This window comes from Mesorhizobium sp. WSM4816, assembly GCF_055811535.1.
Genome location: NZ_JBVVQR010000086.1, coordinates 1 through 1,265, shown reverse-complemented (window position 1 = coordinate 1,265; position 1,265 = coordinate 1). Strand labels below are relative to the sequence as shown.

General features: G+C 61.9%; 1 protein-coding gene. It reads right to left on the bottom strand.

The window, feature by feature from the left end:
- Positions 1-186: 186 nt before the first annotated feature.
- Positions 187-1,265: transposase (locus AC0L3H_RS32880; protein ID WP_473588235.1), on the bottom strand; the 1,079-nt coding region annotated here is incomplete at its 5' end.

Genomic DNA, 1,265 nt, shown 5'->3' with positions numbered 1-1,265 from the left:
GGCATATGCGCTAAGATAGCTTCGGCATGGACTGAAATTTGCGCTTTCGTGGTGGTTCACGCCATCGATGTCGCAAGGCATGGAGATTTTGGCGCAGGGTTGCCAAGGGAGGTTGAGCAAAGATCGCTGCGATCAGAGAGGCGACGATCTGGCGGGTAGCGCGCCACAGCAGCGGGCGTCCGTCGCTCAAGGGGGAGAGATACCCAACTCCTGCGAGAGGGGTTCGGTCACAAGCGCGATGAGGAAGTGGGCAAGAATCCAAGGCTTTGCGATCCTTGGGTCTTTGGCGGGAGGCGCGCGCAGTCCGATCAGGCTCTTCAGACGCTTGAAGGCGAGCTCGATGCGCCAGCGCATGCGATAGAGCTTGAGAACTGTGCCGGAGGGAAACTCCTCCTGGTCAAGCGAGGTCACAAGGATAACAAAGCCGGCAGCAATCAGCGTCTCCGGTTGAACCTGCTTGCCCTTGGCCTTGGCTTCCTTGTTGATTTTGCGCCGCGCTTCTTGTGTCGCGGCCTCGGATTTGCGCAAGGCGATCAGGCGCATCTTCAGGGGCTCGCCCTTCTTGAGGCCCAGCCAGACAGGCGTTTCGATGACCTCCTCGCGGCAGCTCTTCAGGTGGCCGATGAGATCGAATGGCTTACCGCTGGCATCGAGCCATCGCACATTCTTCCACGCCGCGCGCACGACAACGTCGCCGCCTTGCGCCATGACCTTTGCGATCCGCTCGGCCTGCAGATAGGCGCGGTCGCCGATGCGGATCTCGCCCGCCACCACCGGCACGCGGTCGATCAGCTCGGCCTCGCTCTGGTCGGTGATCTCGAGGAAATCGAACTGCTCGCGCTCAAGATCGAAGGCGCAGTGCATACGCCAAAGGCCATTGTTCTTCTTCTCATGCACACCGGCCTTGGCAACCGATGTCGCATCGAGGATGCGGATCAGCCGGCCCTTGGCCAAGCCTACCTCCTCGCGCTTCAAAAGATACCCAATCAACTGCTGCAGCCACGGCCCTGCGTTGCGCAGCCGGCCGAGCAACGCCACGTCCGAGATGTCGGCGATCCCGCTCGCCGCCGCCCAGGCCACGACGCCCCGCATGCCCACCTTGCCAAGGCAGTAAGCCAGAGTCAGGCGCAACAGATCAGTAGCCGATCTGACGCCCCGCGGCCGCAGGAACGCCTTCGTCTCGCGAGCACTCCCCGCGATCAACTCTTCACCACCGAGAAGCTCAATCGTCTCGGCCCAGCCGTCATCTACAAGCGATTCGTGAG